We start from the raw sequence: 22,179 nt of genomic DNA, 5'->3' as shown, positions 1-22,179 counted from the left end.
GTCCTGAAAACTAAAAAAATGCCACGAATACCGAAAAATTTGGCATTGCGAGTTGCAGCTAGTCTCCTTTAAGCTAAAAGTCTAGATCTGTAGCTTTAGCTGCCGATTCAATCGGTAGAGTGAAGGTAGCAGCTTGCACCACGGCAACGAAGCTTCCGAATGCAGTGGTTGTTGCGATCGCTCGTGATATAACAATTCTTTTGAAGAGTCTCAAATCTCTCATAATGTTATATGAATTCTGATGAAAGTAAACCCAGTGAACGCAGAAACATTCTTTGTCAAGGCTCACTGGGTTAGAAAAGTTTGCATTTACTTCTGATGACGGCGTACTAAACTTACGCTTACGCTAAGCCGTTGGCGTTGTGAACCCGAGACCAAAGTATGCATTTTTCATCTGTTCGAATTCTTAGTGAAGGCCAAATACAAACATCGAGAGACACACCACCTGCGACTGCTTCCAAAGCTTCCTCAGATAATACTTCCTCATAGCCAGCCTGCTCGGGGTTATTTGGAAGCACTAAATAGACCTTATTTGCAGTTTCTTGAATTACTTCGATTTCCAAGTCATTTGGCATTTATTCACCCGACTCTCTTGCATAAACTGCCTTGGGATTGCTGAGCAATTCTTGCTTGAAGGTTTCATCTTCCAAAGCTCGCTCAATCAGCTTGCGCTCGAACTCGAACCGGGTGTTCATGGCTTGAGAGATGATTTGTTTCATTTGTTCGTGCATTTTATTTTCTCCTTACTATCTTCTGTCAATTTGGTTTTGACACTAACCAGAGTATCGATTGAAAAATCGCTCGTCAATTTTATTTTTTTAGGAATGGTTTCAAAAAAAATAGGAGTAATAGGCCGATAAAGTTGAAAAGCATGGGAAAGCATTTATGAAAAGCCAAGTCAACAATCGAGCAAGCAGGAGCTAAAAAATTGTGAGTATTACCGAAATATTTTGGATTGTGATTCTGGTTGGGCATCGTTTAAGCTAAAGCTCTAAGGATTGGCAAGACATGCGAGAGGTTTACCATGAATGCTCCAACATCAACTCGCCAAGAAATCGAAGAAAGAATCATCGCTAAAAGCTGGCAAGATGATGCGTTCAAGCAAGAGATACTGAATAACCCCAAGGCAGTTTTAAGCCGGGAAATCGGGCAACCACTGCCAGAGGACGTAGAGATAAGGGTAGTCGAAGAAACCCCTAACATCGTCTATTTAGTTCTGCCGATGAAGCCTATTACACCCGAAGACGATGCCGAAATATCTGAAGCAGAATTGGATGCGGTAGCTGGTGGTATTGCTTGTCCTTGGTTTCGCACTGTACAGCACTCTTTCTGGATGGTGCCAATGGGCACATGCGTGGTGCGTTGCCCTAGATGATTCTTGTGGGGTGGGCATCTTGCCCGCCCAGATATTTCCAAGGACAGGCGAGATAACCATCCGACAAAAACATCAAAATTATCCCGCACATATGCAACGCCCACATTCTGGAGACCAAAGTCAGCTGCTTTTCTCTCATTCCCTGGCTTTGCCAGGGAATGAGACCCCAGGAGGCTCTGCCGCAGGCTCCAGGCATCAGAGGCAGAGCCTCTCGGAAAGCATTCCCAGGTGGAACCTGGGAACGAGAACAGGTGGAACCTGGGAACGAGAACAGGTGGAACCTGGGAACGAGAACAGGTGGAACCTGGGAACGAGAAACCTGGGAACGAGAAACCTGGGAACGAGAAAACGAGAAAACGAGAAACAAAGAAAACTGAAGGTTCTAAAAGGTAGCAATTTAGATGGAAGTTTCACAGCAAGATTTACTCAAAGTAGTCGAGTCAGCTAGTACGCTCACTGAAAGATTGAGCAAGTGCTTCATCCCTGATGAGTCTCAAACTAATGAAAAGCTGATTAACTCGCGCTTGGAAGCGTGGTGTCAAGTTGTGGCACAAGGAAACCCAGAACAATTTGCCAAACGCCTCGCTTGGGATGGCTTGGATTCTAACTCTGTGGATACTGTTTTTGCCTCGGTTCGTATCGCCGATGCAAAACATTTGCCTGTTTGGACAGAAACTTTGCGAGAAGCTTTGGAAATTGACTGGGAAACAGCTTATGCAGGTGCGTCTCGCTGTCTAGATGCTGAAAAGCCAATTCCCTTTGAAGAAGTTTATCTGCCCTTTGTTTGCGTAGCGCGGCAGAAACTTATTGCACAAGCTGGGACTAGCTGGCAACTGTTATCTCCAACCGTTTGTATATCTCTAGAACGTCAACTTTTATTGCGTTTAGCATCTCTTTGTACCCAGTGTTTTGAGCTTGAATTTTCGCTGTTTAAAGCACTCAAACAATCTGCTTTCACCCTGTTATGGGGACAAGGAATCATTTCTGATACACATTATCAAAACTTTGTCAATAGCTTAAAAACGGGGAAATTACTGTCCTTTTTCCAGAAGTATAGCGTCTTAGCTCGGTTGGTGGCGATGACGATGGATATCTGGGTAGAAGAAAAAGCAGAATTTCTCCAGCGATTAGCATCAGATTTGCCAATCATTCAACAAACGTTTCAACAAGATACAGATCAAATTGTTGATATTAAATTGAATCTTTCCGATCTTCACAATCAAGGACGATCGGTAATTGCTCTCACCTTTGCTTCTGGATTAAAACTCGTATACAAACCCAGAAGCGTAGGTTTGGAATCTGCCTATTTTCAGTTACTAGCTTGGTGCAATAAGCAGGAAGTTTTGCTTTCATTCAAGACAGTCAAAGTTATCGATTGTAAAACTTATGGCTGGATGGAATTTGTAGAGCATTTGCCCTGTGCAGACGCAGCAGCAGCACAGCGCTACTACCAGCGTGCGGGGATGGTTTTGTGCTTACTTTACATGCTGCAAGCAACAGACTTTCATCATGAAAATATAATTGCTAGTGGCGAACATCCGGTATTAATAGACTTGGAAACAATTCTACAGCCAGTGGCTTGTGAAATTGACCCCAAAATTGAGGAAGCGAGGGGAGCGCAATATCAGGCGAATCAACAATTTTTCGATTCGGTGCTGCGAAGTGGACTACTACCAAGATGGGAATTTGCACTAGGAGGAAAGGCTGAAGATATTAGTGGTTTAGGGGGAGTTGGCGAGGAAATTTATATTCGCAAGCAAAAGTGGCAGAACATCAACACTGACAGCATGGCACTAAAGTATGAATCTGAAATACAGCCAGCCGAAGCTAATACACTTTCTCTCAATGGCATCACTTTATCACCTAACGATTACGTTGATGAAATTGTAGATGGTTTTCGACAGATGTATGAGTTTCTGTCAGAACGGCGAGAAGTGCTTTTAGCGACTGATAGTCCTTTAGCAGTCTTTGCTCATCAGAAAGTACGGTTTTTGTTTCGCAATAGCCAAGTCTACGGTGATGTTCTGAATAAAGCCCTCAACCCAAAATACATACAACATGGTGTAGATCGCAGTATTCAAATGGATGTGCTAAGTCGGGCACTTTTAGCAGCCGATAACAAACCCCCGGTTTGGTCGCTTCTAGCGTTGGAATTACATGCTTTAGAACAAATGGATATTCCTTACTTTGTTGCTGATTCTAGCAGTAAGGATCTGACAATAAACCCCGTAGTAATTGAGGGATATTTCAAAGAACCTAGCTATGAGCGGATGATTTCTCGTCTGCGGCATCTGAGCGATGCAGATTTAGCCCAACAAATTTCGATTATTCGGGGTTCTTTTTATTCGCGAATTGCTCGCAGCATGACCAATATTACCCCGAACAGTCCAGGTTTAGATTTAGATGCAATAGCTACTTTGACACCAGCACAACTGGTACAGGAAGCAATAGAAATTGGCAAACAACTGCAACAACGAGCAATTTATAGCAGTTTGCACTCGGATGAGGTACACCTTGGTTTGTGTAGCGGCACCCATAAGGGTGCCGCTACACAAAAGGCGCCACAAGGCTGTACCTCACTCGCTGGCAGTCCGCTGTATGCCGCCGATAGCGTTACCTGGATTGGTATGGGATACCTGCCGCAGGATCAGCGGTTGCAACTTCAGCCCTTGGGCTATGGTTTGTACGACGGTGTTTGCGGAGTCGCTGTATTTTTAGCAGCGTTAGCAAAAATTACTGGTGATGCCGCATTTCGAGATTTAGCGCTGAGTGCCTTGCAAGACCTGAGAAAAACCTTGCAGGAAACAGACCCCAATTCTCAGCGTAAATTTACCCGGCAAATCGGTATCGGTGGAGCTACTGGGTTAGGGTCTATTGTTTATAGTTTGGTACGAGTAAGTCAATTTTTGGATGAACCGGAACTTTTGGATGTTGCGAAACTTGCAGCGTCGTTAATAACTCAGGAAAGTATTGCGAACGACAAGCAATTTGACATCATAGCTGGAGCGGCTGGAGCAATACTGGGATGGCTGAGTTTATATCAAGCCAAACCAGATCCATCTGTTCTAGATCAAGTCCAAGCCTTGGGTTATCACCTACTAATTAATCGCACTAAGAGCGATTCTGGATTGAGAGCTTGGGCAACCCTAGAAGGCAAGTTAGCGACGGGATTTTCTCATGGTGCGGGAGGTATTGCCTATGCCTTATTGCGATTGTATAAAACCACTCAAGAAACAGATTTTCTGGAAGCGGCTGAGGAAGCGATCGCCTACGAACGCACTTTGTTTTCCCCCAGCGCCGGAAACTGGCAAGATGTGAGGGAGGATAAGCCTTCTTTTATGACCAGTTGGTGTCATGGCGCACCAGGAATTGCTTTAGGTCGTTTGGGAGGTTTAGAGATTCTGGATACAAAAGAAATTCGGCAAGAAATTGCCGTTGCTATCAACACAACCCAACAGTTTGGTTTACAAAACCTCGACCATCTTTGTTGCGGCAATTTTGGCAGGATGGAGGTGTTATTGTTAGCAGCTTCCAAGTTGTCGCCTTCAGAACTTGGGAATAAGGTGCAAAAACAGGCAGCATGGGTTGTCGAAAGGGCAAAGCAAGTTGGTGCTTTTTATCTGTTTCCAGAACTGTCTGGAGAGGTTTATAATCCTGGTTTCTTTCAAGGCACGGCTGGAATTGGTTATCAACTACTAAGACTGGCGTATCCAGAATCATTTCCTTCTGTGTTGTTGTGGGAGTAATATCATGTCCCTTCGCAACGCTTGTGTAACTGCTAATAGCTAATAGCTAATCGCTAATGGCTGCTCTCTAGCAATTAGCAATTAGCAATTAGCAATTAGCAATTTGATATAAATCGCGTTCTGGGTAAAATATAAAATTGCAATGAAGCTTACACATCGGTTATTTAATTTATCTGCATGGCCTATAGCTGTCAAACTTTCGGTAGCACTTTTGTGTGCAGCGATCGCACCGATGAGTTTCACTGCCTATTACAATCTACAACGGAGTTTGCAGAGTCTGGAGGCTGGCGAATACCGCAAATTGGAACTTCTAGCTACGAGTACCGCTAGTCGCCTTGACCAACTAATTGCTGATATTCAGCGTCTTGTTGTCCAAGTCAGCAGCGATCGCAATGTCGTAGGTTTCCTCGTTTCTACCGCCCCTGCAAAGCGAGAAACCCTCCGCCAAGAATTGCAACAGACTCTCTCGAATATCTTGCGATCTCACCCGGACTTTGATGCGGTTTTTCTCATGGACAAATCGGGTCGATGTGTCGCTTCTACCGATGCAAAATTTGTCGGTCAAAACTACGCCTTCCGCGAATATTTTACACAAGCAATTGGGGGACGATCTTATGTGTCTAGCATCCTCGTGGGTGAAACGAGTAAACGACCAGGGCTGTTTTTATCTCATCCGGTGCGATCGCGCAAAGGAGAAATTCTGGGGGTAACGGTACTCAAGATTAAAGGAGAAGATATCTGGGCGATCGCAAATACTTTGCAACTAGGTTCTTCTAGCTATGCCTTCCTTGTTGACCAACATGGGGTGATTATTAGCCATCGCGATCGCTCGCTGCTCTACCATAGCCTCAACCCGTTACCTCCTCATACCCTAAAGCAGGTTTTGACTGACAGGCGTTACGGTCAAAATCAAATTAAAAGTTTAAATATTCCACAGTTAAAGGTAATGGTAACGGCAACAGAACCAGGTCATACTAGCTATCGTTCTCCCCCGACGCAGATACCCCGTATAGTTGGCTTTGCACCCCTGCAAGTGCAACCTTGGGTATTAGGGGTTAGCCAACCCAAAACACAATTTGCCGCTCCTTTAAATCGCCTGATTTGGCAACACGGCAAGATCGCGATCCTTGTCGGTTCAATTGCAGCAATAATAGCCCTGCTCCTAGCGCGGAGTATTTCCCGACCGATTCGCGCCCTCACAGCGGCAGCGCAAGCACTCGAACAAGGAGATTTCAATCCACAAGCATTGGCTTTTGTGTCTCGAAATCATGACGATATGGGACAGCTTGTGCGTGTTTTTCTCCAAATGGCTTCTGAAGTGAAGGCTAGAGAGCAGAATCTGAAACAGCAAGTAGTAGCTCTACGAATTGAAATCGATCAAACTAAAAGAGCCAAAGATTTTATGGAAATTACTGAAAACGAACACTTTCGGCAGTTGCAGAAAAAAATCCAAAAACTCAGAACCAAAGCGAGCGCGAAACATGAAACTGAGACAGAATACTTCGAGCGATTGCAGAATCAAGTGCAATCTTTACGCGAGCGATCGCTGTAGGTTGGGTTGAACGATAGTGAAACCCAACATATCAAGCATTGCTGTTGGGTTTCGTTGCCTCAACCCAACCTACTAATCCAAAATCCAAAATCTAAAATCCAAAATCTTATGTCATCCGACGAATTAATATCGCGAGAAGAAGTACTGGAGGGTTTCCCTGCCAAACGAGCAAATACGCTGCTATTTTTAATCGAAAGTCGAACAGCGCAGATCGTAGCGCGATCGCGGGTAGAATTTTCCCTCACCTCACAAGCAGCTAACGAGCGCGATCTGGCTTTCCTGGAAGCCTTTGCTTTAGGAAATGCACCACCACTCCACCCCACCATCCAGCAACTGGAACGCTACGCCAACCAATGGCAACCCCTCGTACCAGAAAACTCCAAATTAAAAGCCGCTATTGCCCACGCACTCGGTGAGAAATACACTTTCACCTATCAGTGCGTGCCTAATATTCGGGCAAGTTTATGTTTGGATGACAAAGCAGTACAGGTGGCTTTCTCCCGCCTGTACAGAAGACAGCTAGCGAGAATTTTTGCCTCTAAGCTGCCGCTGATCGAACAGTGGCGCTGGAAGTGGACGGCAACCCAAGAGCGCATAGAGTCTCTACCACCTTTCTGGTTGGCATCCTTAATCACCGTTGCTCTCGGTCTTCCCCAAGCTTTCTTAGCCTTGCCCATCGCTGTAGCCGATATCGGTCCCTTGGCTACGGTTGGATTTGTAGTAATTATCGGCACTATCAATATACTGACGATGGCTTGCATGGCAGAAGCAGTCGGTCGCAGCGGTGACTTTCGTTACGGCAATCCCTTTATCAAACAATTAGCCGCCAACTACTTAGGCAATGCGGGTTCATTTATACTTTCACTAGCCGTAGCTATCCGTGTTTTCCTCATAGCGCTAGCTTGTTATATCGGTTTGTCGGCTACGATGGCAAACTTCACTCACATACCAGCAGCACTGTGGGCGGTGTTGCTTTTCTGGGCTGGATTGTACCTACTTTCCCGTCCATCGCTCAACTTCACGGTTGCTGTAATGGTATTGCTGGCAGCGATTAACGTTAGTTTGCTGCTCGTTCTGTCACTGCTAGCCTTCCGCCACGTGCAACTGGAAAACCTTTTGTATATAAATTTACCTTTCCTCAACGGTCATTTCCAACCCTGGATGTTAGAGCGAATTCTCGGTGTTAGCCTGATGCTCTATTTCGGACATGTGTATGTGGGTGAATGTGCCAAACTGATACTCCCCCGCGACCCTAGCGCTTCCTCGCTGATTTGGGGTAGCGTGGCGGGGACTGGTTTTTTAACGATTCTATTTTGCATTTGGGTATTGGCAGTCAACGGAGCAGTACCGCCCCAGTTACTAGCCGGACAGTCAGGCACCATCCTAGAGCCACTGGCACAGCAGGTTGGTTCCATCGTCCCAGTTTTGGGAGCAGTGTTAGTCACACTCCTGTTGGGAATGGCCTGGCTTCGCAGTTCGAGTTTGCTGCTCAATCTAACTAGGGAGTGGTTACCTAGCCGACCTCACCCCGTCTTAATGCTGCCTCGCCACCAGGGAACGTTGATATTGCACCCTCGCGGCAACCCCAGTCGCGTTCCCCATATAGGTATAACCTACCTGGGACTGGAAAAAAATCAGCCAAAGTTTCGCTTAGATATCCAGTCAAGCGGCAACATCCATCAGGTAGAAATAACCGTTATCAAACATTGGGAAATTAAACAGCTATTTGAACAATTCCCAGACCTGCACAAATGGGACACTCGTCTAACCCTAGAAATACAGTCGGCTAACCAAGATAGCGCCTGTCTGCAAGTTACCTCACCAATGGTTCTAGCCTACGAAGGAAAATTGAAACCCGAGGTCAACAATGCCGTTCGCGAACGGGAGAGTCAGACTATGAGACAGTTCTGGACAACCTGGTTGCGAAAGCGTCATTTCTTCCTATCTATCACCCCGTTAGTGCTAGTCTTGCTGCTGACCGAGTGGCTTTTCCTGACTGATATCCAATCTTTCACGGGGGTACTCGCCTTTGCTGGTGTACTAGGTAACACGCTTGTGGGTGGTATTTTCCCAGTTTTGCTGTTAGTTTCTAGTCGGCAGAAAGGCGAATTAATGCCTGGAGTCGTTTTCCAAATTCTCAACCATCCATTTTTCAGCATCAGCATCTACAGCCTCTTTTTAGCCATCCTGTTCGTCCACGGTTTGTTCATTTGGGAAAATTCCCTAGCGCGGATCGGTGCATTGTGCATTGCCGGGGTATCCCTAGGAGCCACCCTGGTCATGCAGCGCTGTGGAGCCTTCGCTTCTCGCGTGGTTGTAGAGTTGCGAGAAGATCGGCATCCAGGAGGCCAATTTGTCTTCACAATTACTACCGGCGGACAACCAAAAATAGCCGAAGTGCGTCTGGGATATGACTCTGGCGAAGAACTTTACCAAGCCGCTACGGTGGAAATTCCATCACTTGAATCCCTGCGCTATGCCATCTTCCGCCTACCAACCCACCAGGAAAAAGAACTAAGAGTATGGGCGCACAAAAATAACTCCAGCGGCGACTTAAAGAGCCTACCTGCACTTGTAGAAATAGAAAATGGAAACAAAAATATGCAGTTCGACTTAAAACTATCCGGCGGCAGAGTTTTGCTACCTCTAATTAGCAATGCCTGTAGATTGAAAATCGCATTTCCCGAACCATCTTCATCTTGAAAAAAGGGGCGTTTCTTTTGTGAAAAACTCTCTTTCTTCTTTCTCTGCGTTCTCTGCGTCTCTGCGGTTCGTAAAAAAAACCGAACCTAGAAACCCGGTTTCTGGCTGCTTACTCTGGTGACAAAGCGACGATTTTTCTTAGAAACTTTGGTGTTTGCGTAAGTCCTGAAAACTAAAAACTAATGACAACTTGGAGGAAAAATATGACTCAGATTATAGCTATTCACTCATTCCGTGGCGGAACTGGCAAATCAAACATACTTGCCAACCTAGCAGCCACTATGGCGCGTGGGGGAAAACGAGTAGGTATTGTCGATGCCGATATCCAGTCACCAGGGATTCACATTCTTTTCGGTTTAAACGAGGAAAAAATCAACTATTCCCTCAATGACTATCTTTGGGGACGCTGCGACATTAAAGACACCGCTTACGACGTTACCCATACTCTGATGGCGGAGTCAGGGGAAACAAGTACGGTCAACGGCAAACTCTACCTAATTCCCTCTAGTATTAAAGCGGGTGAAATCGCCAGAATTCTGCGCGAGGGGTATGACGTAGTGCTACTTAACGATGGCTTTCAAGAACTCAGCCACTGTCTAAAGTTGGACTACCTATTCATTGATACTCACCCCGGTCTTAACGAAGAAACCTTACTTTCCATCGGGATTTCTAATGTTGCGATTGTTATCCTACGTCCAGACAGCCAAGACTTTCAAGGAACCGCCGTAACTCTAGATGTAGCTCGCAAGCTGAAAGTACCAAAAATACTATTAGTCGTGAATAAAGCGCTACCAGCTTTAGATTTTGCCGACTTGCAAAAACAAGTAGAGACAACTTACAATGCTCCGGTTGCCGGGATTTTGCCCCTGTCGGTAGAGATGGTGCAGCTAGCCAGCAAGGGTATATTCTGCTTGCGTTACTCCGACCATCCCATCTGTCAGACGGTGAAAGGAATTGCCGAGCAAATTTTCAACTTGGAGTGAAAAATTGCCCATGAATAACCAACAATTTCGTGCTGATGTTCTTACCTACTTTGGAGCGAGTGCTGCCTCTGTAGAGGAACTATTGGCATACAACGAAAACGTTTTTCATCGCCATAAGTTAACCCATCCGGTCAAATTTCCCCTGGCACCGGAAACTCATGTTTCAGCTTGGGAGGAATACGCCGTTGCAGCTAAAGAAATAGGAGCATTTGAAGTACTCAAACAGCGGTTGGTGCAGTTACAATTTCCGATTCAGGAAGGTATTAGCCAGACCTCGTCCTATCGTGTTGCTACCCGTAGAGGTGTACCAACAGATAGCATAGCAGAGGCAACAGGTTTAGTTTTAAACCAACCTGAGAAAGTTCAGTTATTCATACATCAAAGCCTAGCCGGATCCATCCCAGTTTTACTAGCTGGGAACCGAGAAAACTTTGTTTCTCTAGTACAAGCGCTAACGATGCGAAATGAACCACTACCAGTTCCGGCTTCTATGGGAGCCTGCATAGTCAGCGGGTTTAATAATTGGGATAGAATTCGCCAGTATCGGCAAAAATGGGAAGCAACAAATCCTGGTAATTGCGATGAAAATAGTTGGAAAGAAGAATTCCAAAAGCTAATACCGCAAAAGCAGCTTTATCAGGATAGGTTCATTATTTTGAGCGACGGTGTATATAGTGGCGTTTCCGCCAAGGATATGGGTTTAGACGAGTACCAATGGCAGCAGCTATCGCCGATAATTCGCTTGGAACATGAGTGTACCCACTACTTCACCTATCGCGTGTTTAACTCGATGCGAAACAATATATTCGACGAATTAATTGCCGACTATATGGGCATTGTTGCCGCTTGTGGGTACTATCGAGCTGACTGGTTCTTGCGCTTTTTAGGGTTAGAGTCGTTTCCCAATTACCGAGAGGGAGGTAGGCTACAAAACTACCGGGGTGAGCCAACCCTTTCTGATAGCGCTTTTAAGATTTTACAGGCTTTGGTAAACGCAGCCGCAGAAAATTTGAGCCGCTTTGATAGTCAATACAGCGGATTGCAGCCGTATGAGGTACACCTTCGTTTGTGTAGCGGCCCCCTTAAGGGTGCCGCTACACAAACGAAGCGATTTCGCTGTACCTCACTCACTTGCAATCCGCTATATGTAAGTGAGTTGAGAGATAGTAATCTTCTTGAGACTGATATGGGAATGCGAGTAGGGGAAGACACGATGAAATTCTGGGAAAATTCTCCGCGTCGCCGCGTTTTTCCCTCTTTGTGTCTGCCAAGTCAAACTAACCCAACTACCGAGCAAGCTCTGATGTTGATGAGTTTGACCTACTTAACATTGGAAGAATTGGCTTCTCAACAAGCTACCTGTCTTATCCAAGGAATTTTAGAAAAATTGCTGACTGTAACGGCGCCAAAAACAAAAGTGATGCGTCAATCTCGCGACTGGACAACCATGATTTTTGGGAGAAACCGGGTTTTTTTGCGTAAATCATGAAATCTTTTGATTAACAAAACATAGGGGGATTTAGTCATGAAAGAAGTTTTGCTCAAAGAATTAACCAACAGTGACATCGATTGGTTGATCTCTACAGGTCGTCGGCGCGAAATAGCTTCTGGTACTGTACTAATCCAGGAAGGACAAACTACCGATTCTCTACATATCCTTTTGGATGGAATATTAACAGTTACCGTCTCCCAAGCTGATAACAATCCTCTGACACGAGCCTTTGCAGCAATCGAGGGTAGTGAAACTACAGAGCGGGAGATTAGTAGATTATACAGCGGTGAGCTTGTGGGAGAAATCCCCTTTGTCAGTGTCCGCCCAATTACTACGACTGTTAAGGCGGTAGAAAAGTCGCTTTTGATGTCGATTTCTCAGCAGGAATTGGCGGCAAAATTGCAGCAGGATGTGGGTTTTGCAGCGCGATTTAACCGCGCGATCGCTATTCTACTTTCTGATAGACTGCAAAACCTGATCGATCGGTTTGGTCGCAGCAATCTCGCACAAGGTCAGCCACTCAAAGATGTTCTATTTATCTTGGGGGAATTGCATGATAGCGACCTTGATTGGATGATGACTTGTGGAACTCAAAAACATATTCCGGCTAATACTATACTCATCCATGAAGCAAGACCAGTAGATGCACTGTATATCATTCTAAATGGAACAATGTCTTTGTCTGTTTCTCAGAGCAAAAGTAATCCCTTAACTCGTGCTTTTGCGGCGATAGAGGGTGGTGAAATTCCCAGTCGAGAAATAGCAAGATTATCGAAAGGCGAGATCGTGGGAGAAACACCTTTTATTGATGGTCGTCTACCCGCTGCAACTGTCACGGCGCTTGAAGACTCATTTGTTTTGTCAATTCTTAGACAACAGCTAACAGCAAAATTGCAGCAGGATGTAGGATTTGCATCTCGTTTTTATCGAGCGATCGCAATTTCGCTTTCCCATAGATTGCAGGGAACTATTGGTCGCCTTGGTTATACTAGGCGAGTTTATAGTAAAGGTCAGCCTCTCGATGAAAATGTTGAATATGAAGATGAATTGAATGCCAATCTTTTAGACAGGGTGGCGCTAGCAGGAAAAAGGTTTAATTGGCTTTTGTTAAATTAACAAAATTCCCATCCGGAATATGAGCGTAACTTCTGAAACATCAACCCTTGATTCAAATGCTAGAGCAAAAACACAATCTATTCCGTCAAGAATCTCTGGAACGCCTATCTTCCCCCGAAAGACTAGACCAACTGATGCAGGTGGTCAGTCCCAAAAGTTGGCTTCCTCTATTTACTTTAGGTTCCTTGGTGTTTGTAGCCATAGTTTGGAGTATATACGGACGCATACCCATCACAGTCGAGGGACGAGGCGTTTTAATTTATCCTCGTAAAGTTTTGGCACTCCAATCAAAAACACCAGGACAATTACTTAGTTTGAATGTCAAAGTTGGCGATTTTGTCAAAAAGGGTGATGCGATCGCCACAATTAACCAATCCGATCTTCGCAAGCAATTGGAACAGCAACGTGCTAAACTAACCGAACTAGAATCGCAAGACCGAGGCTTAGGTTCTGTGCAACAGCAACGCATAGAACAGGAAAAAATAGCAATTCAGCAGCAACGTCAGTACCTGCAACAACGCATTGCAGAATTTCAAGCTTTAACCCCTGTTTTAAAAGCCAAAAGCAGCGATTCTATTATCCAGCAACGCCAATACTTGCTCCAGCGGATCGCCGAATTTCAAACTTTATCTCCTGTTTTGAAAGCCAAAGGCAGCGATTCTATTATCCAGCAACGTCAGTACTTGCAACAACGCATTGCAGAACTTCAAACTACAACGCCTGTTTTGAAAGCCAAAAGCAGCGATTCTATTATCCAGCAACGGCAAAGCTTGCAACAACGCATTGCAGAACTTCAAGCTTTAACGCCAATTTTGCAGGCGAAAGCTAGGGATTCTATTCTCCAACAACGGCAAGGATTACAGCAAACTCTGGAAAAAGTCAAAGCTATGAATCCCATTTTCCAAAAAAGAATGGAAATCCGCAGAAAGTTATTTGAAGAAGAAAAAGCTATTTCCAGCGATCTCGTTTTAGACGCACAACAGCAATATTTGCAAAACCTGGAAAAAATCTCTAATCTGGAAACTCAGTTAAAGGAACTAGATGTCAAACAAGCGCAGGAGGAAAAGACCTATCGTGAAAACCTCAGCAGCATTTCCAACTTACAAACTCAGTTAAAGGAACTAGATGTCAAACAAGCTCAGGAGGAAAAGACCTATCGGGAAACCCTCGGCAGCATTTCCAATTTACAAACTCAGTTAAAAGATTTAGATGTCAAACAAGCTCAGGAGGAAAAGACCTATCGTGAAAACCTCGGCAGCATTGCTAATTTTCGCGCTCAGTTAAAAGATTTGGATGTCAAACAAGCTCAGGAGGAAAAATCCTATCGGGAAAACCTGGGGAATATTTCCAATTTCCAAGCTCAGTTAAAAGATTTGGATAGTCGAGAAGCAAATCTAGCTAAAGAAAGCTTGGAAACTGCAACGAATCGCACCAGAGAAATCCAAGAATTAAAGCGCGAAATCGCCAGACTAGAACTGCAATTAAACAATGAAAGTCAGATTATCAGTCAATACTCAGGACGCATTCTCGAAATCGCGGTTAACCCTGGAGAAGTCGTAAATGCAGGAACTCGCTTGGCGAGCATTGATGAGGAGAATAGCACCAGCAAGCTGGTAGGCGTTACCTATTTTCCAATAAAAGAAGGTAAAAAATTTAAACCAGGCATGAAAGTGCAAATTACACCCGAAACTGTAAAGCGCGAACGCTTTGGTGGAATTGTTGGCACTGTCACGAGTGTTTCACCTTTTCCCATCACTAAAGAAGCAGCGATGAATTTAATCGGCAATCCCGAAATAGTAGCGGGTTTGGTATCTAATAAACAAGAAGGTGTAATGCAAGTATTCTCTGAACTAGAACCAGATTCTACAACTTTCAGCGGTTATAAGTGGTCTTCTTCCACTGGACCACAATTGAAAATTTCTCCTGGAACTACAACCGTTGTGAGAGTCAAAGTGGAAGAACGCGCTCCTATCACCTATGTTTTACCTATTTTGAGGTCTTTCAGTGGTATCTTCTAATTCAATGTCAGTAACGTTTATTAATCCTCTACCGGATTGGCAAAAACTGCTGCCAAATCGAGGTAAAAGGGTAAAGACTCCCACTCTTTTGCAAATGGAAGCGGTAGAGTGTGGTGCTGCTGCTTTGGGGATTATTTTGGGTTACTACCGTCTGTTTGTCCCATTAGCAGAACTGCGTCGCGAATGCGGGGTTTCCCGTGATGGTAGTAAAGCGTCGAATATACTAAAAGCTGCCAGAAATTACGGACTTCAAGCTAAAGGTTTTAAGAAGGAATTGGAGCAACTTAAAAACTTGTCTTCTCCTTATATTGTGTTTTGGAATTTCAATCATTTCTTAGTAGTGGAGGGATTTAGCAAACAAAAAGTTCATCTTAATGACCCCGCCAGCGGACCGCGTACTGTTTCGCAACAGGAATTTGACGAGGGATATACCGGCGTCGTGCTGGTGATGGAACCGGGACGGGAGTTTAAAAAATGCGATCGCCTCCCCAACAAGTTCTTTTCCTTATGGCAACGGTTGCAAGGCAGTCTTGGTGCTTTATTTTACTGTGTAGTTGCGGGATTTCTCTTAACCGTTGTCGGGTTGGCAGTGCCGATATTTAGCCAGATATTCGTAGACGATATTCTAGTACAGCAACGACAGGATTGGTTGCGTCCGCTGCTTTTGGCGATGGCGATCGCATCCCTCCTACAAGGGTGGTTAACGCTACTGCGGTTGCGCTACCTGCGCCGTCTGAAAATTAAGTTATCTGTGGGAATGTCTAGTCGCTTTCTCTGGCATATCCTGCACTTACCTGTCAGTTTTTACGCCCAAAGATTTGCCGGAGAAATTAGCAATCGCACCACTCTCAACGACCAAGTTGCTGAGGTTCTTTCAGGGAAGTTGGCAACTACTGCGATTGATACAGTCCTGGTGATTTTTTATGCTTTGGTCATGTTCCAATATGACTGGATACTGACTGCAATCGCCATCAGTTTTGCTGCCATTAATGTCTTCACTTTACAGTGGATTTCCCGTCAGCGCGTAGACGCCAATCAACGATTAATTCAAGAGTATGGCAAAGCTGCTGGCACGTCTATTGCCGCTCTCCAAAGTATCGAAACTCTCAAAGCATCTGGATTAGAATCAGATTTCTTTTCTCGCTGGTCAGGTTACTACACCAAAGCAATTAATTCCCAACAAGAACTCGGCGTCACAAATCAGATATTTTCTGTATTACCCACCCTGCTATCCGCGCTTTCTTCTATGTTGTTATTAGTTGTCGGCGGTTTGCGAGTGATGGATGGACACCTCAGTATCGGAATGCTGATTGCCTTTCAAGGTTTAATGCACAGTTTCCAAGAACCTGTAAACAATCTTGTCAACTTCGGCAGTACTTTACAAGAATTGGAAGGGAATTTAATCCGCCTCGATGATGTGCTGAATAACCCCATAAATTTAGGGGCGGATACAAAAAACCTAACCCCCCAGCCCCCTTCCCTGCAAGGGAAGGGGGAGCCAGAGCCTTTAAGCCCCTCCCCGCTTCTCTTAGGGGTTGGGGAGGGGTCACCAACAGTATCAGGAGTGGGTTTAACCACCTCTCCACCTTCTGTAAACATTACCAATAACCAATTACCAATTACCAATTACCAATTACTACAAGGCTATGTTGAATTGCGAAACATATCATTTGGTTATAGTCGCTTAGAACCGCCCCTGATTGAAAACTTTAACCTCTCAATTAAACCCGGACAGCGAGTTGCTTTGGTTGGTGGAAGCGGTTCTGGTAAATCTACCATTGCTAAATTAGTCAGCGGACTATATCAACCTTGGACAGGAGAAATTCTGTTTGATGGTACACCCAGAGAACAAATTCCCCAGGAAATACTCGCTAATTCCGTCGCAATGGTAGAACAAGAAATCCTCTTGTTTGGCGGCAGCATCAGGGACAATTTAACCTTATGGGATGCCACTATACCAGACAAAAACCTGATGCAAGCTTGTCAGGATGCCGCTATTGCTGATGTAATCCTTTCCATGTCTGGGGGACTGGATGGCGAACTCATAGAAGGTGCTGCTAATTTAAGCGGGGGACAAAGACAACGCTTAGAAATTGCTCGCGCTTTGGTAAACAAACCCTCTATTTTAATTATGGATGAAGCAACCAGTGCCTTAGATGCAGAAACAGAAAAAATTATTGATGAAAATCTCCGGCGACGAGGATGTACTTGCATAATCGTCGCCCACCGCTTAAGCACTATCCGCGACTGCGATGAAATTATTGTTCTCGAAGGCGGAAAGGTAGTGCAACGAGGTACTCACCAACAATTGTGGCAAGTTGATGGCGTTTATTCCCGATTAATTCGCACCGAAGGTGAAGCGCTTGAATCTTAAGACAGTAGGTTGGGTTGAACGATAGTGAAACCCAACCTACCTTAAGCTTGTTGGGTTTCGTACCTCAACCCAACCTACCTTCCTCTTATCTTCCTCTTCTTGGCGTTCTTGGCGTCTTGGCGGTTCATTTAAAAAGGAGATCTTGGAAGCAGATTTGGCTCTGACCAATTACCAATTACCAATTACCAAAACTATGTTACAAGGAAAACCTTACCAAATTCAAGGTAACGAACCAATACTGTTAAATGACCCCGATTCAGTTTGGGTGATTCAGTCTGGAACAATGGCGTTGTTTGCTGTCACTATTAAATCTGGTGTTGTGGAAGGAAGTCGCCGCTATCTATGCAGTATTGGTAAGGGAGAAGCGCTGTTTGGCACTGCTGCTTCTTCTTCTGATTCCCACCGTCAGATTTTGGCAGTACCCTTAGGTGAAACAGAATTGTTGCAACTGGACCGGGAATGTTTTAGAGATCTGATAGCGAATGCTGATGTTGATGCGATCGCCTGGATAGAAAATTGGCTGGAACGCCTTACTACTCCATGCCAAATTCCTACACCTGCAATTGAGGTAAAAGCAGAAGGAAAAGCACATTTCTCCCTCAACAAGAGTCAGACTTTCCAACCCGAAGCGGGTGTATCTTGTTGGGTACAGGTAACTCAAGGAACTGTTCGTTTTTTGGGGTTTGAGGAAATTTCCCTCACAAGTACAACTCACCCTTTCCCCCTCACCGATAAAATGTGGTTGTCAGCGATGGAAGGAGTACAACTTGCTACTAAAACTACAAGAGAAATTCCCAATTCCGATACCATTCTCACCGGACTTTCCCAACTTCACACTCAACTGCTACACTGCTTTCAGCTTTTAGATGAACGGGAAGCGCAGTCAGAATTACAACGGTTACGCGCCAGCCAACTTCTCAACCGTCAAGTCAGCGCAGAAGCTATCAGCGAACTAGCATCAACTTTCAGCCACAAAAACGAAATTTTTTTCCTCGAAGGGACGCCTTTATTAATAGCTGCTGGTGCGGTAGGAAGGGCAATAGGAGTAACAATTCGTCCCCCAGCTCGTTCTGAGAATCTCCAGCGAGTAAAAGAACCTTTGGAAGCAATTGTGCGAGCTTCGCGCATCCGGATGCGGCGGGTGCTGTTGCAAGGATGCTGGTGGGAAAAAGATTGCGGTTGTTTAGTAGCTTATACCCTAGATAATCGACCAATAGCGCTGCTATTAGTTTCTCCCAATCGCTATGAAATGTTTGACCCCGTCGAGCAAATCCGCCTTCCAGTAGATGAGCGCATAGCTGCAACAGTGGCTCCCGTTGCTTATATGTTTTATCGCTCTTTACCCGATAAAGCACTTCAAGCTTTTGATCTGCTTCAATTTGCCTTCAAAGGACGCGAGAAAGATTTAATTGCAATTATCTTTACTGGCATTCTAGTAACATTATTGGGAATGCTCTCTCCCCAAGCTACTGCGATTATTATGGATAGCGCAATTCCAGATAGCGACAGGGGATTGTTACTACAAATTGGCTTGGGATTGTTGGTTGCAGCTTTAGCAACTGGTTTATTTCAGTTAACTCAAGGGCTGTCTTTATTGCGACTAGAAACCGCATCTGACGCTTCCACTCAAGCTGCTGTGTGGGACAGATTGCTTAATTTACCTGTATCGTTTTTCCGTCAGTATACCACCGGCGACCTTCAGTCCCGCGTCTCTTCAATTAGTACGATTCGTCGCCAACTCGGCGGCAGAACTCTGATAAATCTAATTACCAGTTTGTTCGCGCTATTTTATTTGGGTCAATTATTTTATTACAACTTCAAATTAGCCTTAGTTGTGCTTGCTGTCGCTGTAGTTACGATCGCATTTACTACAGTCTCCGGTACTATCTTGTTACGTAAAGTCCGTCCGCAACTGGAATTGCAGGGAAATATTTTTGGATTAACGGTGCAACTGATCAATGGTATTTCTAAACTGCACATCGCTGGCGCACAGGAACGTGCCTTTGCTTGTTGGAGTAAAAACTACAGTCGGCAAATCAAGCTCGAACTCAGCACCCAACAAGTGGAAGATGCTGTTGAAGTTTTCAATACAGTAATGCCAACTTTGACAAATGGCATACTTTTTTGGCTCACCATCAGCTTGTTACAAGAGGCAGAAACTTCTGGAACTATTGGACTATCTTTGGGTACTTTCCTAGCTTTTAATACAGCCAGCGGTAACTTTATTAACGGAGCTACAAACCTCAGCAATACAGTTACAGAAGTTTTGCAAGTCATCCCCCAATGGAAACGCACCCAGCCAATTTTGGCAGCTATACCGGAAGTAAATTTAAGCAAAGCCGATCCGGGTCAGTTAATGGGTAAAATTGTGGTGGATCGGATTAGATTTCGCTACCTGTGCGATCGCCCGTTGACTTTGGATAATGTTAGTCTGTACGCGAACCCTGGAGAATTTATTGCTCTGGTTGGCAGTTCTGGAAGCGGTAAATCAACTTTATTTCGCTTGCTGCTGGGGTTTGATATTGCGGAATCAGGTAGCATTTATTACGACGGTCAAGACCTCTCTGACTTAGATGTGGATGCAGTGCGCCGACAGATGGGTGTAGTGTTGCAAAATGGTCAGCTGCAATCGGCATCGATTTTTGAGAATATTGCTGGCAACGCACAGATTAGCTGGGATGAAGCGTGGGAAGCCGCACGAATGGCCGGATTTGCTCATGATATTGCCGCCATGCCCATGGAAATGCACACGGTGATTAGTGAGGGGGGTGGCAATCTTTCTGGAGGACAACGCCAGCGACTTTTGATTGCGCGTGCTTTGGCATTGAAACCGCGAATTTTGTTGTTTGATGAAGCTACGAGTGCTTTAGATAACAAAACTCAGGCGATTGTCAGTGAAAGTATGGAGAAACTGCAAGTAACTCGTATTGCCATCGCTCACCGCCTCAGCACAATTCGCAACGCCAATCGCATCTATGTACTTCAAGCGGGGCGGATTGTGCAACAGGGCAGTTTTGAGGAATTAGCTGCTGTTGAAGGGCTATTTGCTCAGTTAATGGCGAGGCAAATGGCTTAGACCCTAATTAACTCAAGTTGCTAGTTATTAGCTTTGGCGGCAAAGAAACCCGGTTGCTCGGAAAAATCATGGGTTTGACAGGGAGAAATCTGGTCATCACCTTTGTTTCTGACTTTGAAACAAAGGTGATGACGCTCGGTAATTGGTAATTGGATTCATTGACAGCCTACTCTTGACAATTACCTATTACCCATTACCCATTACCACTGTCAAAGGATGTAACTAGCAACTTGCGTTAATTAGCCTTGAGTGAGTTTTGGCTTACCTGACTCAACCCCCCAGACCGCCATACATGTTTCATTGTTGCTGGGACGCAATACTGTATCAACAGCCCACCATTGTGCTGTAACTCGTTCGGAAGTGACATCAATAATGACGTAACCATGACTGTCAAAGTCACACCAGCGCATGTGAGGGAAAGCCTTCATCACCTCTTGCTCAATGGGAATAGACTGTGTGCGCGCTGCCCAACCCATTTTGTCGTCAAGGTTCTGTGAAGTCAAGCTACCAGTCACAAACTCAACAGCGATTGGTTCTTCTGTCTGGTCGAAGGCATCTCGCTTTAGCTCAATCGCTAGCCCGACGTGGACATCACCGCTAAGTACAACAACATTTTTGATCTGATTGTCTCGCCAGTGGTTCAGAAGTAAATCGCGCTCGACGGGATAGCCGTCCCATTGATCGTAATCTGGACCAATACCGTCAACATCGATCAGCTTCAGCTTCAGTAGTGCTTGCTTGATTGTGGGTGGGAAATCTTTACTCCACGTTGTCGCCATTACCGATGGGTTTGCCAATAATTTCCATTGGGCATTCGATGTATCGAACTGTTCCAGCAACCAAGTACGTTGTTCAATACCCAAAGCAGACCTTGCTGGGTCAAACATTGCTGGCGGTGGCACAGGTTCATCACGACGAGTACGAGTGTCAATCAAGATTAAATCGGCTAACCCGCCCAGGGACACTTTACGGAAAACTCTGTGTGGGTCGTTTGGATCGGGTTTGCGTGCTGGTAACCATTCCCAGCGTGCTTGGAACGCTTCGGCGCAACGCACTGCCCACTCGCCATCCCGTTCTGGTTTGTGTTCGCTAGCGCCATCACGCCATGCACCATCAGCGAATTCGCGATCGTCGAGGGTTGCAATCAGAGGTATTGCTGCATGGAGACGTTGTACATCGGGGTCGCGGCGATACTGGGCCTAGCGGCGGCGGTAATCTTCCAGTGTCTTGCACTCGTGAAGCGGTTCAAACGGACGACCGATGTCTGCGCCCGGTGTTTGGCTTGCTGGCGGTTTGTTGGAGGCTTCATAGATGTAATCGCCTAGATGTAGTAGAAAGTCAAGGTCATCCCTTGCTGCAATGCGACTATAGGCGTTAAAAAAGCCAGCGTTGAATTTCGCGCAGGACACCTGAGCGAAACGCAGATGCCCAACACCGTTTGTCGGCAAGGTCTTGGTTCTGCCGACGGGTGATGTCTGACCGAGTGCCTCAAACTGGTAAAAGTATCGGCTTGCAGGTGCCAAACCAGTGACATCAACATTAACCGTGTAGTCTGCATCCGCTTGAGCTAAGGCTGTACCAGAAGCAATGATATTGCTCAAGTTTGAACAAAAAATGCTGAGCGCAGTCCCCACCCATAATGAAATTTGGGTGGGGTAAGCGAAGCCCAAGATAAAAGCGCAGCAACTGCTTTATTCCGGATGTTCCTGACTCTGGACGTAACGAATAAGCTTCTCAAGATTAG

The 22,179-nt window shown here is 45.3% G+C and carries 14 protein-coding genes and 1 pseudogene; 11 read left to right on the top strand and 4 right to left on the bottom strand.

From position 1 onward, the window contains the following. Positions 1-73 precede the first annotated feature (73 nt). From ACE1CM_RS42750 to ACE1CM_RS42740, 3 genes are all read right to left on the bottom strand, one after another. Positions 74-223: a hypothetical protein gene (locus ACE1CM_RS42750; RefSeq protein WP_374885419.1), complete on the bottom strand. Its 150-nt coding sequence runs from the start codon at positions 221-223 to the stop codon at positions 74-76. Positions 224-341: 118 nt separating this feature from the next. Beyond that, a complete protein-coding gene (locus ACE1CM_RS42745) occupies positions 342-575 on the bottom strand; it encodes a hypothetical protein (RefSeq protein ID WP_374885418.1) in 234 nt (77 codons plus the stop codon). Beyond that, on the bottom strand, positions 576-731 hold the full coding sequence (locus ACE1CM_RS42740; protein ID WP_374885417.1) for a hypothetical protein: 156 nt from the start codon (positions 729-731) through the stop codon (positions 576-578). It abuts the gene before it with no gap. A 293-nt stretch (positions 732-1,024) separates the two neighbouring features. Between ACE1CM_RS42740 and ACE1CM_RS42735 the strand changes: the two genes are divergently transcribed. The 11 genes from ACE1CM_RS42735 (at position 1,025) to ACE1CM_RS42685 (ending at position 20,435) form a co-directional block, all read left to right on the top strand. Then, positions 1,025-1,375 carry an NHLP leader peptide family RiPP precursor gene (locus ACE1CM_RS42735; protein ID WP_374885416.1) on the top strand — a complete coding sequence of 117 codons (351 nt, stop codon included), beginning with the start codon at positions 1,025-1,027 and terminating at the stop codon, positions 1,373-1,375. 158 nt (positions 1,376-1,533) lie between these two features. Further along, positions 1,534-1,752, top strand: coding sequence for a hypothetical protein (locus ACE1CM_RS42730; protein ID WP_374885414.1), 219 nt, complete (start codon positions 1,534-1,536; stop codon positions 1,750-1,752). Between the two features lie 24 nt (positions 1,753-1,776). Next, positions 1,777-5,121 carry a type 2 lanthipeptide synthetase LanM family protein gene (locus tag ACE1CM_RS42725; protein ID WP_374885412.1) on the top strand — a complete coding sequence of 1,115 codons (3,345 nt, stop codon included), beginning with the start codon at positions 1,777-1,779 and terminating at the stop codon, positions 5,119-5,121. A 142-nt stretch (positions 5,122-5,263) separates the two neighbouring features. Next, positions 5,264-6,673: a cache domain-containing protein gene (locus ACE1CM_RS42720; RefSeq protein ID WP_374885410.1), complete on the top strand. Its 1,410-nt coding sequence runs from the start codon at positions 5,264-5,266 to the stop codon at positions 6,671-6,673. Between the two features lie 108 nt (positions 6,674-6,781). Continuing rightward, on the top strand, positions 6,782-9,376 hold the full coding sequence (locus ACE1CM_RS42715; protein WP_374885408.1) for a hypothetical protein: 2,595 nt from the start codon (positions 6,782-6,784) through the stop codon (positions 9,374-9,376). A 203-nt stretch (positions 9,377-9,579) separates the two neighbouring features. Beyond that, positions 9,580-10,359 carry a MinD/ParA family protein gene (locus tag ACE1CM_RS42710; RefSeq protein ID WP_374885407.1) on the top strand — a complete coding sequence of 260 codons (780 nt, stop codon included), beginning with the start codon at positions 9,580-9,582 and terminating at the stop codon, positions 10,357-10,359. A gap of 10 nt (positions 10,360-10,369) precedes the next feature. Further along, on the top strand, positions 10,370-11,848 hold the full coding sequence (locus ACE1CM_RS42705) for a hypothetical protein (protein ID WP_374885405.1): 1,479 nt from the start codon (positions 10,370-10,372) through the stop codon (positions 11,846-11,848). A gap of 36 nt (positions 11,849-11,884) precedes the next feature. Beyond that, positions 11,885-12,967 carry a cyclic nucleotide-binding domain-containing protein gene (locus ACE1CM_RS42700; RefSeq protein ID WP_374885404.1) on the top strand — a complete coding sequence of 361 codons (1,083 nt, stop codon included), beginning with the start codon at positions 11,885-11,887 and terminating at the stop codon, positions 12,965-12,967. A gap of 56 nt (positions 12,968-13,023) precedes the next feature. After that, positions 13,024-14,985, top strand: a complete 1,962-nt coding sequence (locus tag ACE1CM_RS42695) for an NHLP bacteriocin system secretion protein (RefSeq protein ID WP_374885402.1) — start codon at positions 13,024-13,026, stop codon at positions 14,983-14,985. A gap of 4 nt (positions 14,986-14,989) precedes the next feature. Further along, complete coding sequence (locus tag ACE1CM_RS42690) at positions 14,990-17,359, top strand: NHLP family bacteriocin export ABC transporter peptidase/permease/ATPase subunit (RefSeq protein ID WP_374885401.1); 2,370 nt, start codon at positions 14,990-14,992, stop codon at positions 17,357-17,359. Positions 17,360-17,501: 142 nt separating this feature from the next. Continuing rightward, the gene (locus ACE1CM_RS42685; RefSeq protein ID WP_374885400.1) at positions 17,502-20,435 is read left to right on the top strand and encodes an NHLP bacteriocin export ABC transporter permease/ATPase subunit; all 2,934 of its coding nucleotides are present in this window, start codon (positions 17,502-17,504) and stop codon (positions 20,433-20,435) included. Between the two features lie 239 nt (positions 20,436-20,674). On the opposite strand, the pseudogene ACE1CM_RS42680 reads toward ACE1CM_RS42685, so the two are convergent. After that, positions 20,675-22,036: pseudogene (locus tag ACE1CM_RS42680) on the bottom strand (alkaline phosphatase D family protein). Between the last annotated feature and the right edge of the window lie 143 nt (positions 22,037-22,179).

Origin of the sequence: Microseira sp. BLCC-F43, from assembly GCF_041929235.1 — a bacterium.
In the GTDB taxonomy this organism is placed as follows: Bacteria; Cyanobacteriota; Cyanobacteriia; order Cyanobacteriales; family Aerosakkonemataceae; genus Microseira.
The sequence above is the reverse complement of the archived record's forward strand: the minus strand, read 5'-3'. Positions and strand labels throughout refer to the sequence as shown.

Coding starts and splice junctions, on each gene's coding strand:
- ACE1CM_RS42750 (WP_374885419.1), bottom strand. CDS start 223: ATGAGAGATTTGAGACTCTTCAAAAGAATTGTTATATCACGAGCGATC.
- ACE1CM_RS42745 (WP_374885418.1), bottom strand. CDS start 575: ATGCCAAATGACTTGGAAATCGAAGTAATTCAAGAAACTGCAAATAAG.
- ACE1CM_RS42740 (WP_374885417.1), bottom strand. CDS start 731: ATGCACGAACAAATGAAACAAATCATCTCTCAAGCCATGAACACCCGG.
- ACE1CM_RS42735 (WP_374885416.1), top strand. CDS start 1,025: ATGAATGCTCCAACATCAACTCGCCAAGAAATCGAAGAAAGAATCATC.
- ACE1CM_RS42730 (WP_374885414.1), top strand. CDS start 1,534: ATGAGACCCCAGGAGGCTCTGCCGCAGGCTCCAGGCATCAGAGGCAGA.
- ACE1CM_RS42725 (WP_374885412.1), top strand. CDS start 1,777: ATGGAAGTTTCACAGCAAGATTTACTCAAAGTAGTCGAGTCAGCTAGT.
- ACE1CM_RS42720 (WP_374885410.1), top strand. CDS start 5,264: ATGAAGCTTACACATCGGTTATTTAATTTATCTGCATGGCCTATAGCT.
- ACE1CM_RS42715 (WP_374885408.1), top strand. CDS start 6,782: ATGTCATCCGACGAATTAATATCGCGAGAAGAAGTACTGGAGGGTTTC.
- ACE1CM_RS42710 (WP_374885407.1), top strand. CDS start 9,580: ATGACTCAGATTATAGCTATTCACTCATTCCGTGGCGGAACTGGCAAA.
- ACE1CM_RS42705 (WP_374885405.1), top strand. CDS start 10,370: ATGAATAACCAACAATTTCGTGCTGATGTTCTTACCTACTTTGGAGCG.
- ACE1CM_RS42700 (WP_374885404.1), top strand. CDS start 11,885: ATGAAAGAAGTTTTGCTCAAAGAATTAACCAACAGTGACATCGATTGG.
- ACE1CM_RS42695 (WP_374885402.1), top strand. CDS start 13,024: ATGCTAGAGCAAAAACACAATCTATTCCGTCAAGAATCTCTGGAACGC.
- ACE1CM_RS42690 (WP_374885401.1), top strand. CDS start 14,990: ATGTCAGTAACGTTTATTAATCCTCTACCGGATTGGCAAAAACTGCTG.